The following is a 13319-nucleotide window of genomic DNA, read 5'->3' as shown; positions in this document are numbered from 1 at the left end:
CCCGCGCCACCCCAGCCCCGGAAGACCCGCCACCCCCAGCCCGGGAGGACCGGCCCCCGCCGGGTCGGCCCGGGAGAACCCGCCCCACCCCGGCCCGAGACGACCCACCCCACCCCCAGCCCGGGAAGACCGGCCCCCGCCGGGTCGGCCCGGGAGAACCCGCCCTACCCCGCGCTCCCCGAGTCGGCCGCCGCCAGCACCCCGAGGAACGCCGCGACCTCCGTCAGGTCGACCCGCTCCAGTTCGGCGGGGCGCAGTACGACCCGCAGTTCGCGGCAGATCACCCGTTCCCGGGAGTGGGTGATGAAGGAGAGCAGGATCAGGCGCAGCAGGCTCTCCTCGTCCAGCCCGTGCAGCCGGGACAGTCCCGAACCGATCAGCGGCACGGCCACCCGGTCGAGCTGGCCGTGCCGGTAGACGGCGTCCCACACCCGGCCGAGGCTGAGCCACAGCTCCTCCGTGCTCGACCGGGCCACGCAGTCGTTGCCGATCCTGCTGTAGGCGACCCCGAAGACCAGCCGCGGCCGGCTGCCGAGCACCGCCACCGTGCCGACCGGGTAGCGGTCGAGCTTGCCGTACGGCTTGTCCCGACGCGTCTCCCGGGCCACCGGCACGGCCGCGCGCAGAGCGGCGTCCAGCTCGCCGTCCAGCCGCCCCGCGTCACCGTCGTACCGGCGCTCCAGCAACTGCCCCTGCACACTGGTGCCGCTGATGACGACGCCGTCGCGGACGTCGGTGTCGAAGGTGTCGCAGAACCCGACGACGAGGTGGGCGGACTCGTCGAAGAGGTCGCCGGGTCCGACCGTCACGGACATCCGCGGCCGCCCGAACTCCTGGCACACGACCACCGTGGGCCGGCTGCGCAGCAGCGCCCAGGCCAGACACAGCAGCACCGACGCCGCCGTCACCGGCGCCGGGGCGGGAATGGCCTCGGGCCAGAGCTGCCCCACGAACTGGAGGACCGCCGACACCCCGCCGAAGGCCGCCATCACGCTGCCGGCGAACAGCCGCCGGGTCCGCGCCCCGCCGAACGGGCCGCGGCGGCCGACCGCGCCCCGGCGGGCACCGGGCCCGCGCCGCCCGCCCCCGGGACTCAGCCGGCCGCTCCGCCGTGACGGACGTACGGCCGCAGGGGCCCCGCGCGAACCGACCGAATCCACAACTCCCCCAAACGGACAATTGATACGCTGCCGAAACCTCCCCCGCGACCACCGGGCGGGAGAGGGCGAAGCGAGTGGAGACCACTTGTATGGCGCGCATCCGTGTGAGCGTCCTGGGCCCGGCCAAGCTCGAAGTCGACGGCGTCGCCACCCGGTTGACGCCGTTGACGACACGGCTGCTGGTCCGCCTGGTGGCGGCGGAGGGCGAGCCCGTACCGGTCCGCCGGCTGCACCGGGACGTGTGGGCGGTCGACGGCGAACAGCCGCACTCGGCCGTGCGGCACCGCAACGAGGTGCAAAAACGCGTCCTCGAACTGCGCCGCGCCCTCGACGCCGCGCACGGCGGTGACGGCGCCCGGGTGCTGCGCACCGAACAGCTTCTGGCCGCCCCGGCGCCCGAGACGGCGTACCGGCTGGTGCTCGAACCCGACGAGCTGGACTGCGCGGAGTTCACCGAGCTGGTCAACTCCGCGCTGCTCGCGGCCCCCGTGTCGGCCGCCGACCGGCTGGCCGCGGCGCTCGCCCTCGTCCGCGGCGCTCCCCTGGCCGAGGCGGGCGACGAGGACTTCGCACGGCCGCTGGTCCGCCGGCTCACGGCACTGCACGAGACGGCCCGCCGGCAGCTCATCCGCAGCCGCATGGACCTGGGCCGCCACGACCTCGCCCTGCCGGTCGCCGAACGGATGGCCCGGGAGCGGCCGGACGACAGGGACGTCGCCGAGCTGCTCGGTTCGCTGCGCGCCCGGCTGCGGGAGCGGCACGGGCGGGAGCTGCTGCGCCAGCCCTTCCCCGGCGCCGGGGACCTCGTGGTGGTGCGCGGCGACCTGTTCGACCAGGAGGACGCCAATCTGGTGGTCGGGTTCACCGACACCTTCGACACCGCCACCGAGCAGGACCTGGTGATCAGCCGGGAGAGCGTCCAGGGGCAGTTGGTGGAGCGTCTTTTCGGCGGCGAGCGCAAGCTGCTGGACGACCGGATCCAGGCCGGTCTGAGGGCCTGCACCCCGCTGCGCACCGAACGGCCCCAGGACAAGCCCCGCGGCCGGCGCGTCCGTTATCCGCTCGGCACCACCGTCCCGCTGACCGTGGACGGCCGCCGGGTCTTCGCCGTGGCCTACTCCCGCCTCGGCAACGACCTGGTCGCCCGCTCCGGTCCCGCCGATCTGCGGGCGAGCCTGGACACCCTCTGGCCGGCCGTCGCCCGGTACGGCATGTACAAGCCGGTCGCGATCCCGCTGATCGGCTCCGGACTCGCCCGGATCGTGGAGCTGGACCGCACCCAGTTGCTGCTCATGATCGTGGAGAGCTTCGCCGCCCACTGCCGCCGCGAGCCGACGACCGCCCCGGAGCTGCGCGTCGTGATCCGCCCGGCCGACCTGGAGCGGACCGACCTGTCGGCACTCGGCACGTACCTGCGCACCTCCCGGCACCCGGGCATCGATTCCGGCACCGGCATCGGCACTGGCACTGGCACCAGCACCGACGTCGGCGCCGGCACCGGGAGCCAGGACACCGGAGCCGGCGCCGGCGACAGCGGTGGGGCGTACGGCCGCCGGTGACGTCGACATGCCCTCAGGGCACCAGCGTTCCCGCTTCCGACACCAGCGGCGCACCGCTTCCGAACCGCTTCCGGTCCGGGCGGTGGCAGCGATTCCGGCGGTGTCGGCGGTGGCAGCAGTGTCGGCGACGGGGCGGTGTCGGTGTCGGCGAGGGCCGCGCCCTCACGTACGTCCGTCGGCGTCGTCCCCCGCGGGCGCGCCGACCGTGAACCCGATCACCGACCCGCCCCCGTCCCGCCGGTAGGCGAACGGCGCGCCCCCGTGGGCCAGCGCCACCTCCCGCACGATGGACAGGCCGAGGCCCGAGCCGGGCTGGGAACGGGCGCCGGCGGCGCGGTAGAAGCGGTCGAAGACCCGGGTCAGGTCGGCCTCGGAGATGCCGGGGCCGCGGTCGAGGACCTCGACGCGTACGGGCCCCGGCAGGGCGGGTCCGGCGACGGCGACCTCGATGGGGCCGGTGCCGTCGGGGTCGAACTTCGCGGCGTTCTCGACCAGATTCGAGACCGCCCGGGTCAGCAGGGCCGGCCGGCCCTCGGTCGTCGTCTCGCCGCAGGCCCGTACGGCGATCTCCCGCCCGGTACGACGCCGGGCCAGGGCCGCCACGTCATGGGCGATGCCGGCCAGGTCGACCGGCTGCGGAGGCTCGCCCGCGGACTGCCCGGCCGCCAGCTCGACCAGTTCGTTGACCAGGTCGGTCAGCTCACGTGCCTCCTGCCCCAGGTCCGCGACGAGTTCCTCGCGGGCGCCCGGCGGGAGTTCGTCGATCCGGCGCAGCAGCGAGATGTTGGTCCGCAGCGAGGTGAGCGGCGTCCGCAGCTCGTGGCCCGCGTCCTGGACCAGGCGCCGCTGGTCCTCCTCCGACTGGGCGAGGCGGCCCAGCATGAGGTCGAAGGCGCGGCCGAGCCGGCCCACCTCGTCGGGTCCGGTGACCGGGACCTGGACGCCGAGCCGGCGGGTGCGGGCGACGTTCTCGGCGGCGGAGGTGAGGACCACGAGGCGCCGGGTGATACGCCGGGCCAGCCACCAGCCGAACAGGCCCGCGGCGACCACCACCGCCGCCATCAGCAGCAGGGTCCGCCGCTGCAGGGCCCGCAGCAGATCCTCCGTGTCGCTGAACTCCTGCGCCACCTGCACCCCGCCCCGGCCGTCGCCGAGGGAGACCGTCGCGACCCGGAAGACGTCGTCGCCGACGTCGACGTCGGCGTGCTGCACCACCCGCCCCGCCGGTCTCGCGCCCGCGGTCCGCCGGTCGGCTTCCGTCACCGGCAGCCGCGGTTCGGCCGGGTCGAGCACCCCGCCGTCCGGCCCGAGAACCTGTACGTCGGTGCGGGCGGGGCGGACGATGTCGTGGCCGGGCGCGGAGGAGGAGAAGTCGGCGGGTGACAGCCGCTGCCTGCCCACCTCGGCCCGCAGGTCCCGCACCGCCTGCTCGAAGACGGACTCCTGGTCCACCCGCACCAGCCGGGCCGCCGCGTTGTAGGACAGCCCTCCGACGAGGACGGTGACGACGGCGGTGATCGTCGCGAACGACACCGCGAACGTCGTACGCAGCGACAGCAGCCGGGGCCGGCGCCCGAGCGGGGCGGCGCCCACTCAGTCCGCCCGCAGCACGTAACCCACGCCGCGCACGGTCTGGATCAGCCGCGGGGCGCCCGGCTGGTCGAGCTTGCGGCGCAGATAGCCGACGTACACGGCGAGATTCTTGGAGCCGGGCCCGAAGTCGTAGCCCCAGATGCGGTCGTAGATCGTGGAGTGGTCGAGCACGATGCCCGCGTTGCGGACGAGCAGCTCCAGCAGTTCGAACTCGGTGCGGGTCAGTTCCAGCTCGCGTCCGTCGCGCCAGGCGCGGCGGGCCTGCGGGTCCATGCGCAGCCCGGCCGCCTCCAGGTGTCTGCCGTCCGGCTCCTCCGGCTCGGCGACCTGCTCGGGGGCGTGGGGCCCGGCGGCGTCGGACCCGGCGGCGTCGGATTCCACCCGGTCGGTGCGGCGCAGCAGGGCGCGCAGCCGGGCGAAGACCTCCTCGACGTCGAAGGGCTTCACGACGTAGTCGTCGGCACCCGCGTCGAGGCCGGCGATGCGGTCGGCGGTCTCCACCAGCGCGGTCAGCATCAGGATCGGGGTGGCGTCGCCCTCGGCGCGCAGCTCCCGGCAGACCTGGAGGCCGTCGACGCCCGGCATCATCACGTCGAGGACGAGGACGTCCGGCCGGCCACGGTGGGCCTGCGCCAGCGCCTCGACGCCGTCCGCGACCGCGGTGACCCGGTACCCCTCCAGGGTGAGGGCACGCTCCAGGGCGTGGCGGATGGCGCGGTCGTCTTCGGCGAGCAGAACAGTCCGGGGCACGCGTCCAGTCTGCCAAGGCGTACGCCACGGCGACCGGACGGCCGGGCTTCTTACCCGGATCTCACCCGCCGAGCGGCCCCGGCCGACCACACGACACCGACGCGGACTCCGACCGCCCGAGCCTGAAAGACCAGGCCGACGGCGCCACCACCCGGCCCGCCGGGAGCCTCGACGGACTTCAGCGGCCCATTCAACCCCGCGGTGTCTCCGCAAGGTCACCGCAGTACGAACAGGACAGCCGCGCTGCCGCGCTGCCGCGCTCCCGCGCTGCCGTGGGGACGCGGGGGACGCAGGCACGCCGGGACGCGGGGGACCGAGCGGGCCGTCCCGCGGTGGACGGCGCCGTTCCGTGCCGGGCGGCGGATACCGCGCCCCGGCAGCGGGGCGAGCGCGCGAGCGCGTCCCGGCAGCGAGTACCGCGCCCCGGCGGCGGGGCGGGCGCGCTACGGCGGCGGGGCAGCCCGCTACGGCGCCGGGCTCGGACCCGGCACGCTCAGCGCGGCGAGCCGCTCCTCGAAGGGCGTGACCTCCTCGAAGGAGTCCCGCCCGGGCAGCGGGCGGGGGGTGGTGGACAGCCCCGCCATCAGCGCCGCCAGCTCGCCCGCGGCCCGCTCGATCCGGGCGTCGAGTCCTTCCGCGCCCCAGTCCTCCGACGCGGCGTACACCCCGGTGGGGACGACGACCGCCTTCAGGTAGGCGAAGAGCGGGCGCAGGGCGTGCTCCAGCACCAACGAGTGCCGAGCGGTACCGCCGGTCGCGGCGATCAGCACCGGCTTCCCGGTGACGGCGTCCTCGTCGGTGACGCTCAGCGCGTCGAAGAACGACTTGAACAGCCCGCTGTACGACGCCGAGAACACCGGAGTGACGACGATCAGACCGTCGGCAGCCGCGACCTCGGCGAACGCGCCCGCCAGCGTCGGCGCCGGGAACCCGTTGGTGAAGGTGTGCGCGATCTCCACGGCGAGGTCGCGCAGCTCGATGACCTGGACCTCCGCCGACGTCCGTCCTGCGGCGACCGCGGCCAGCCGGTCGGCGAGCAGCCTGGTGGACGAGGGCACGCTCAGCCCCGCGGAGACGACGACGAGCTTCATGCCCGTACTCCTTCCTTTTCCTTGTCGGCGCCGGCCAGCAGGGACGCGTGGGTCGGCGCGTCCGGCACGTTCGCCGGACGGTTCTTGGCGAACTCCTCGCGCAGCACCGGCACGACCTCCTCGCCGAGCAGGTCGAGCTGCTCGAGGACGGTCTTCAGCGGCAGCCCGGCGTGGTCCATCAGGAACAACTGGCGCTGGTAGTCACCGGCGTACTCGCGGAAGGCGAGCGTCTTCTCGATCACCTGCTGCGGCGAGCCGACGGTGAGCGGGGTCTGCTCGGTGAAGTCCTCCAGGGACGGCCCGTGCCCGTACACCGGCGCCTCGTCGAAGTACGGCCGGAACTCGCGCACCGCGTCCTGCGAGTTCCTCCGCATGAACACCTGGCCGCCGAGCCCGACGATCGCCTGCTCGGGCGTGCCGTGCCCGTAGTGGGCGTAGCGGGCCCGGTACAGCTCGATCATGCGCTTGGTGTGGTCGGCGGGCCAGAAGATGTTGTTGTGGAAGAACCCGTCACCGTAGTAGGCCGCCTGCTCGGCGATCTCCGGCGAGCGGATGGACCCGTGCCAGACGAACGGCGCGACGCCGTCCAGCGGCCGGGGCGTGGACGTGAACCCTTGCAGGGGCGTACGGAACTTCCCCTCCCAGTTCACGACGTCCTCGCGCCACAGGCGGTGCAGCAGGGCGTAGTTCTCGACGGCGAGGTTGATGCCCTCGCGGATGTCCTTGCCGAACCAGGGGTAGACCGGGCCGGTGTTGCCGCGCCCCATCATCAGGTCCACCCGGCCGTCGGCCAGGTGCTGGAGCATCGCGAAGTCCTCGGCGATCTTCACCGGGTCGTTCGTGGTGATGAGGGTGGTGGAGGTGGACAGCACCAGCCGCTCGGTGCGGGCCGCGATGTAGCCGAGCATGGTGGTCGGCGACGAGGGCACGAAGGGCGGGTTGTGGTGCTCGCCGGTGGCGAAGACGTCGAGCCCGACCTCCTCGGCCTTGAGCGCGATGGCGACCATGGCCTTGATGCGCTCACGCTCGGTCGGCGTACGACCCGTGGTGGGGTCCGGCGTGACGTCGCCGACGGTGAAGATGCCGAACTGCATGATCGCTCAACCTCCAGTTTGTTGATGCTTCAACTATACCGGGGAACGAAGTACCCCCGCCCGATATTCCGCAGGCCCCCGCAGGTCCCCGCACCGCAAGTCCCCGCAGGCCCCCGCAGGCCCCGCAGGTCCATGACTCGCGTGCTCGCGTGCGAAGCTGCCCGCATGCTCGTGCTCCGCTCCGCCGCCCTCTTCGTCGTCGCCGCCCTGTTCGAGATCGGCGGCGCCTGGCTGATCTGGCAGGGGGTGCGCGAACAGCGCGGCTGGCTGTGGGCCACCGGCGGCGTCCTCGCCCTCGGCGCCTACGGCTTCGTCGCCACCTTCCAGCCCGACGCCCACTTCGGCCGCATCCTCGCCGCGTACGGCGGGATCTTCGTGGCCGGCTCGATCCTGTGGGGCATGGTCGCCGACGGCTACCGCCCCGACCGCTGGGACATCACCGGGGCGCTGGTCTGCCTCGCCGGGATGGCCGTGATCATGTGGGCACCGCGCAACGGCGGCTGACCCACGTCCTACTCTGGGCGGCGACCGGCAACCCGAGCAAGGAGCAGCCCATGGCCACCGCAGCCGCCCCGTCCGCCGCCTCCCGCATCGCCGTCGTCACCGGTGCGAGCAGCGGCATCGGCGCCGCCACGGCCCGGCAGCTCGCCGCCGCCGGCTACCGCGTCGTCCTCACCGCCCGCCGCAAGGACCGCGTCGAAGCCCTGGCGCAGGAGATCGAGGCGGCCGGACACAAGGCGACCGCGTACCCCCTGGACGTCACGGACCGCGCGGCGGTCGACGAGTTCGCGACCGCGTTCAAGTCGGTCGGCGTCCTGGTCAACAACGCGGGCGGCGCGCTCGGCGCCGACCCGGTGGCCACCGGCGACCCGGCCGACTGGCGCCGCATGTACGAGACGAACGTCATCGGCACCCTCAACCTCACCCAGGCCCTGCTCCCCAAGCTGGAGGCGAGCGGCGACGGCACGATCGTCGTCGTCTCCTCGACCGCGGGCCTGTCCACCTACGAGGGCGGCGCGGGCTACGTCGCCGCCAAGCACGGCGAACACGTCCTCGCCGAGACCCTCCGTCTGGAGATCGTCGGCCGCCCGGTCCGCGTCGTCGAGATCGCGCCCGGCATGGTCAAGACCGACGAGTTCGCCCTGACCCGCTTCGCCGGCGACCAGGACAAGGCGGCCAAGGTCTACCAGGGCGTCGCCGACCCCCTGACCGCCGACGACGTCGCCGACACCATCACCTGGGCGGTCACCCGCCCCGCCCACGTCAACATCGACCTCCTGGTCGTCCGCCCCCGCGCCCAGGCATCGAACACGAAGGTGCACCGGGAGGGCTGACGCCGGTGAGCACGTCGCGTCCCGTCGGCGGAACCGGTCAGCCGCCGGCGCCGTCCGCCGGGAGCGCGGGCGGGGCGCCGGCCGGCAGCTCCGCCACCGCGTCGGCCAGGACCACGTGGGTGCCGCGCTCTCTGAAGGCGGCCACGTCGGTGCCCGTCGCCTCCGAATCCGTGACCAGGGTCCAGCCCGGGGACAGGGTGGTCCAGGCGTGGAACGGGGCGCGGCCCAGTTTGGCCGCGTGGGCCAGGACATAGACGTGGGTGGCGCGGCGGGCCATCAGTTCCTTCAGGCGGGTCTGGCGCAGGTCCGCCTCGCAGATTCCGCCGTCCGCCGTGACGCCGTCCGCGGACAGGAAGACACGGTCGAAGGTCATCCGTTCCAGCGCCGCCTCCGTCAGCGGGCCGACGAAGGCCCGGCTGAGCGGGCGCAACGTGCCGCCGAGGCACTCCACATGGACGTTCTCCACGTCCGCCAGCTCGTGCAGCACCGTCAGGCCGGTGGTGGCGACCGTCAGGTCCTGCGCCGTGCGCAGCTCGTGCGCCAGCGCCCCGATCGTCGAACCGGCGTCGAGGAGCAGGGACTCGCCCGGCTGGACCTGTGCCGCCGCCCACCGGGCGATGGCCCGCTTCTGCGCGTACGCCTCCCCGGTGCGCTGGCGCAGCGGCGCCTCCGGGTGCGCGTTGAGCGCCATCGCGCCGCCGTAGGTCCGGGCGAGCCGGCCGTCCGCGGTGAGCCGGGCGAGGTCGCGGCGGATGGTGGAGGCGGTCACGCCGAAGTGCCGGGACAACTCCTCGACGCTGGCCAGGCCGGTGGTGGTGGCGAGTCGCAGGATCTCCTCGCGCCGGGCCTGGGATCCGTTGGGCGGCATCAAGTGTCCTTCGCGGTACGTCGGTTCAGCGGGCGGTGGACATCTCTGCGGCCTGCCGCAGCGCCTCGACCATGCTACCGGCCTCGGCCTTTCCGGTACCGGCGATGTCGAAGGCGGTGCCGTGGTCGACCGAGGTGCGGATGACCGGGAGACCGACGGTGAGGTTGACGCCCGCCTCGATGCCGAGCACCTTGACGGGGCCGTGGCCCTGGTCGTGGTACATCGCCACGATGAGGTCGTAGTCACCGCGGGCGGCCAGGAAGAAGGCGGTGTCGGCGGGGAGTGGGCCGCGGGCGTCGATGCCGTCTCCGCGCACCTTCTCCAGCGCCGGGACGATCTTCTCCGCCTCCTCGCCGTAGCCGAACAGCCCGTTCTCGCCCGCGTGCGGGTTGATGCCGCAGACGCCGATGACGGGTGCGGCCAGCCCGGTGCGGACCAGGGCCTCATGGCCGCGCCGCACGGTCCGTTCGACCAGGCCGGGCTCGATCCGGTTGACCGCGTCGATCAGACCGATGTGGGTGGTGACGTGAATGACCTTCACCTTCTCGGTGGACAGCATCATCGACACCTCCTCCACGCCGGTGAAGTGCGCGAGCAGTTCGGTGTGGCCGGGGTAGAGGTGCCCGGCGGCGTGCAGGGCCTCCTTGTTGAGGGGGGCCGTGCAGATGCCGTCGATCTCGCCTTCGAGGGCCAGTTCAGCAGCCCGCTTGACGTACTCGTACGCTGCGTCGCCGGCCTGGGCCGACAGCACGCCCCAGGGCAGGTCGGCGGGCAGCAGTCCGAGGTCGATCACGTTGATGCGGCCGGGTGTGAACTCGGCGTCCGCCGGCGTCGCCACGGCCACGATCTCGCAGTCGGCCCCGAGGATCTCGGCCGCTTTCCGCAGCCGTGCGGCGTCACCGATCACCACCGGCCGGCACCGGCTCAGCGTCGTGGCGTCCAGCGCCGCGGGCACGATCACCTCGGGGCCGACACCGGCGCCGTCGCCCATGGTGAGACCGATGAGGGGGAGGGGCTGCTGCGCGTTCACTGGGTGGCTCCTTGCTGGGAGGGTGCCGCGGCGGACGGGGCCGGCGACGGGGGGAGACGACGGTGACAGGGGTGGGGGAAGGGGAGGCGACAGGAGGCGGGGGCGGAGCGCTGCCGCGATGCGGTGGAAGGAGTCCGGGCCGCCGAAGCTCCCGGGGCGGGTGACGACCGAGCGGCCGTCCGAGGTCCTGCAGTGCACGGCACCGTGATGGATCTCGCCGACGGGCCACAGCGCCGTCACGCCCACCGCGTCCAGGACCCGGCGGGCCGTCTCGCCCCCGGTCAGGACGAGGTCCGGGCGGCCCGGCAGCGCCGCCACGGTCCGTGCCAGACCGGCCGCGATCCGGCGTGCGGCTTCGGGGCGTACGCCCTCGGAACCGTCCACGCAGAGCACGGTGACCGTGCCGGGCGACGGCTCGGGCAGGGCCACGGGGGCTTGGCCGGCCAGTTCCGAGGGGGACAGTCGTAGGTGCCGGGCCCCGGCAGCCACCAGCCGTGCGACCTGCTCGGCCACGACGGGTTCCGCACTGCCGGCCACGAAGAGGAGCGGACGGGCAGTGGGGCAGGCGCCCCGCTCCTCGAAGAAGCCGGCCCCCACCGCCGACCCCGACCCCGGCGCAGACGCCCCCACCGCCCGTGCCGTCCCCACTGCCCGTGCGGAGATGCGGCGGCCCAGCGCGGCCGCCAGCCCGCCGCTGCCCAGCAGCCGGCACCCCGGGCCGAGCAGCGCCGCCGCGGCGGCGATCACCGCCAGGTCGGCATCGGTCTCCGCGTCGCACACGGGGTGCCGTCCGCGCTCCGCCGCCCGCCGGAACCGTCCGGCGAGCGCGACGGGCCCCTGCCGGACGACCCCCGCCGGGACGACCTCGGTCGGCAGCGGTGCCAGTGCCTCGGCGACCGACCGGGGCGCGGCACGCGTCTCCGCACGCCAGGCCGCGCTCTCGTGCAGCGGCACACCGTCGACCAGGACCACACCGTCGCGCACCACGCGTCCCGCGGCGGGCAGGGCCGTCGCGATCACCACGAACTCGGCCCCTTCCGCGAAGGCCACGGCCTCCGCGCCAACCGGTCCGCGCAGCAGCGAGTCGCACTTCTTGTACCAGACCGTCGGGAACGGGGGGAGCGTACGGCCGTGTTCTGCGCGGAAGTTGGCTGCACGGAAGTTGGCTGCGCGAAACGCGCGAAACGCGGCTTCGTCCGGGTCGCTCGCCCCGGGCGTTCCGGTGCCGGCGTCGGAACCGGCCAGTGCGGTCCGTACGGCATCGGCCGCGGCGTCCTCGTCCAGGTGGCGCGAGTCGAGGTCCACCACCACCGACTCACCGGCGGCGGGGGCGACCAGGTCTGCGGCGTGCAGCGTCAGGCGCGCGGGCAGCCGCAGCAGTGCGGCCACTTCCGCCGCCCCCGACAGGTCGTCGGCGAGCGCAACGACCGAGGTGTCGTCCCGACGGCACACGTGAACCTCCTCCCACAGGACCCGGACACCGGTGCGCACGGGCTGCGCGGCAGCCGGCGGTCGGTCTCCGCGATGCCCCGATGATGACATAGCTTGCGCGATTCGCGCGAGCCTCTTGCGCATAGCGCGCAGCCATGCGAGCGTTCCTCCACTGCGACGAACGACCGTCGCCCCGTACAGCCGCACCACCGCAAAGCCGCACCGCCGCACCGCCGTGATCGTGAAGCCGCGTCGACCCCGGACAGAGCGACGGAACAACGGCACCGCAGCCGCACCGGAAGGAACCGCCCGTGAGTACCGGCACCCGCCCCGGCCCACAGGACAGCCCGCAGGGAAGCGAGCCTTCGCAGGCCCCCGTACCGCTCTCCCGCCTGGTCCTGGGCACCATGACGTTCGGCGACACCGTCGACCGCGCGGGTGCCGCCGCCATGCTGGACACCGCACTCGACGCCGGCCTCACCGGCGTGGACACGGCCAACGGCTACGCGGGCGGCGAGAGCGAGCGGATCCTCGCCGGGCTGCTGCCCGGACGCCGGGAGCGGATCGTGCTCGCCACCAAGGCCGGCATCCCGCACCCCGACCAGGGCGAGCACGCCCCGCTGTCCCCGTCCGGCCTGCGCGCCGCCCTCGAGGGCAGCCTCGAGCGGCTCGGCACGGATCACGTCGACCTCTTCTACCTGCACCAGCCGGACCGCCGCACCCCTCTCGCCGAGACCCTCGCGACCGTGGGCGAGTTCGTCGCGGAGGGGAAGGTCCGCGCCCTCGGCGTCTCCAACTACGCCGCCTGGCAGATCGCCGAGCTGACCCGGACCGCCGACGAGGTCGGCGCACCGCGCCCCGTCGTCGCGCAGCAGCTCCACAACCTCCTCGCCCGCCGGATCGAGGAGGAATACGTCGAGTACGCGGCGGTGAGCGGGCTGCGCACCATGGTCTACAACCCCCTCGGCGGCGGCCTCCTCACCGGCAGGCACCGCTTCGAGGCCGACCCCGCCACCGGCCGCTTCGGCGACTCCAAGCTCGCGGCGATGTACCGGCAGCGCTACTGGAACGAGGACCTCTTCGGCGCCGTCGCCGAGCTCACCGCGATCGCCGACGACGCGGGCCTCCCGCTCACCGAACTCGCCCTGCGCTGGCTCCTGGACCGCCCCTCCACCGACGCGCTCCTGCTCGGCGGCTCCCGGCCGGAACACCTGCGGGCCAACATCGCGGCCGCACAGGCCGGCCCGCTGCCGGCGGACGTGACCGCGGCCTGCGACGCCGTCGGCTCCGCCCTGCGCGGCCCGATGCCCGCTTCTACCTGCACCAGCCGGACCGCCGCACCCCTCTCGCCGAGACCCTCGCGACCGTGGGCGAGTTCGTCGCGGAGGGGAAGGTCCGCGCCCTCGGCG

The 13319-nt window shown here is 74.1% G+C and carries 11 protein-coding genes; 4 read left to right on the top strand and 7 right to left on the bottom strand.

Features of this window, described 5'->3' with window-relative positions:
* Positions 1–164: 164 nt before the first annotated feature.
* On the bottom strand, positions 165–1160 hold the full coding sequence (locus KUM40_RS34950; RefSeq protein ID WP_308401305.1) for a macro domain-containing protein: 996 nt from the start codon (positions 1158–1160) through the stop codon (positions 165–167).
* 89 nt (positions 1161–1249) lie between these two features.
* Between KUM40_RS34950 and KUM40_RS34945 the strand changes: the two genes are divergently transcribed.
* The gene (locus KUM40_RS34945) at positions 1250–2719 is read left to right on the top strand and encodes a macro domain-containing protein (RefSeq protein WP_217170329.1); all 1470 of its coding nucleotides are present in this window, start codon (positions 1250–1252) and stop codon (positions 2717–2719) included.
* A gap of 162 nt (positions 2720–2881) precedes the next feature.
* Here the strand turns inward: KUM40_RS34945 and KUM40_RS34940 are convergent, their stop codons facing one another.
* From KUM40_RS34940 to KUM40_RS34925, 4 genes are all read right to left on the bottom strand, one after another.
* Positions 2882–4312 (bottom strand): HAMP domain-containing sensor histidine kinase, encoded by a 1431-nt coding sequence (locus KUM40_RS34940; RefSeq protein WP_217170328.1) that lies wholly within the window; start codon positions 4310–4312, stop codon positions 2882–2884.
* A complete protein-coding gene (locus KUM40_RS34935) occupies positions 4313–5062 on the bottom strand; it encodes a response regulator transcription factor (protein WP_217170327.1) in 750 nt (249 codons plus the stop codon). It lies immediately after the preceding gene.
* 464 nt (positions 5063–5526) lie between these two features.
* Positions 5527–6153: an FMN reductase gene (locus tag KUM40_RS34930; protein ID WP_217170326.1), complete on the bottom strand. Its 627-nt coding sequence runs from the start codon at positions 6151–6153 to the stop codon at positions 5527–5529.
* A complete protein-coding gene (locus KUM40_RS34925) occupies positions 6150–7247 on the bottom strand; it encodes an LLM class flavin-dependent oxidoreductase (protein WP_217170325.1) in 1098 nt (365 codons plus the stop codon). Before KUM40_RS34925 ends, KUM40_RS34930 begins: the two co-directional genes overlap by 4 nt.
* A gap of 165 nt (positions 7248–7412) precedes the next feature.
* Here KUM40_RS34925 and KUM40_RS34920 point away from each other — a divergent pair, with 165 nt between their 5' ends.
* Together KUM40_RS34920 and KUM40_RS34915 are read left to right on the top strand one after the other, a co-directional pair.
* Positions 7413–7751, top strand: a complete 339-nt coding sequence (locus tag KUM40_RS34920) for a YnfA family protein (RefSeq protein WP_217170324.1) — start codon at positions 7413–7415, stop codon at positions 7749–7751.
* Positions 7752–7801: 50 nt separating this feature from the next.
* On the top strand, positions 7802–8581 hold the full coding sequence (locus KUM40_RS34915; RefSeq protein WP_217170323.1) for an SDR family NAD(P)-dependent oxidoreductase: 780 nt from the start codon (positions 7802–7804) through the stop codon (positions 8579–8581).
* A 37-nt stretch (positions 8582–8618) separates the two neighbouring features.
* Here KUM40_RS34915 and KUM40_RS34910 read toward each other — a convergent pair whose 3' ends face one another.
* Positions 8619–9449 carry a DeoR/GlpR family DNA-binding transcription regulator gene (locus tag KUM40_RS34910; protein WP_217170322.1) on the bottom strand — a complete coding sequence of 277 codons (831 nt, stop codon included), beginning with the start codon at positions 9447–9449 and terminating at the stop codon, positions 8619–8621.
* Positions 9450–9474: 25 nt separating this feature from the next.
* Positions 9475–11931: a 4-hydroxythreonine-4-phosphate dehydrogenase PdxA gene (gene pdxA, locus KUM40_RS41820; RefSeq protein ID WP_308401304.1), complete on the bottom strand. Its 2457-nt coding sequence runs from the start codon at positions 11929–11931 to the stop codon at positions 9475–9477.
* Positions 11932–12221: 290 nt separating this feature from the next.
* Here pdxA and KUM40_RS34895 point away from each other — a divergent pair.
* Positions 12222–13319: aldo/keto reductase (locus KUM40_RS34895; protein WP_308401303.1), on the top strand; the 1098-nt coding region annotated here is incomplete at its 3' end.

The organism is Streptomyces sp. AC512_CC834, assembly GCF_019049325.1.
Classification (GTDB): domain Bacteria; phylum Actinomycetota; class Actinomycetes; order Streptomycetales; family Streptomycetaceae; genus Streptomyces.
The sequence above is the reverse complement of the archived record's forward strand: the minus strand, read 5'-3'. Positions and strand labels throughout refer to the sequence as shown.

What these genes read in the sequence shown, in the direction of transcription:
- KUM40_RS34910 (WP_217170322.1), bottom strand. Translation starts at nt 9,449, where the DNA reads ATGCCGCCCAACGGATCCCAGGCCCGGCGCGAGGAGATCCTGCGACTC.
- KUM40_RS34915 (WP_217170323.1), top strand. Translation starts at nt 7,802, where the DNA reads ATGGCCACCGCAGCCGCCCCGTCCGCCGCCTCCCGCATCGCCGTCGTC.
- KUM40_RS34925 (WP_217170325.1), bottom strand. Translation starts at nt 7,247, where the DNA reads ATGCAGTTCGGCATCTTCACCGTCGGCGACGTCACGCCGGACCCCACC.
- KUM40_RS34945 (WP_217170329.1), top strand. Translation starts at nt 1,250, where the DNA reads ATGGCGCGCATCCGTGTGAGCGTCCTGGGCCCGGCCAAGCTCGAAGTC.
- KUM40_RS34920 (WP_217170324.1), top strand. Translation starts at nt 7,413, where the DNA reads ATGCTCGTGCTCCGCTCCGCCGCCCTCTTCGTCGTCGCCGCCCTGTTC.
- KUM40_RS34930 (WP_217170326.1), bottom strand. Translation starts at nt 6,153, where the DNA reads ATGAAGCTCGTCGTCGTCTCCGCGGGGCTGAGCGTGCCCTCGTCCACC.